Genomic DNA, 264 nt, shown 5'->3' with positions numbered 1-264 from the left:
GTATTACACATACTATGATTGATGGCGCTGCATTCAAAGAGGAAGTAGAAAGCAAAGACATCATGGCAGTACCAACAGTTTTCCTAAACGGCGAATCTTTCGGAAGCGGTCGTATGACACTTGAAGAAATTTTAGCTAAAATGGGTAACGGTCCAGATGCATCAGAGCTTTCTGATAAAGATCCATACGATGTTCTTGTTGTTGGTGGCGGCCCTGCTGGTGCAAGTGCAGCAATCTATGCAGCACGTAAAGGTATCCGCACTG

General features: G+C 44.7%; 1 protein-coding gene. It reads left to right on the top strand.

Annotation, left to right across the window (positions count from 1 at the left end; translation table 11 throughout):
* Positions 1–264, top strand: a 264-nt coding sequence (locus SB775_RS30455; protein WP_410864992.1) for an FAD-binding protein, incomplete at both ends; no start/stop codon positions are given.

Source organism: Peribacillus sp. SIMBA_075 (assembly GCF_046534585.1).
Note: the sequence above shows the minus strand (reverse complement) of the source record. Positions and strands in the feature narration are given on the sequence as shown.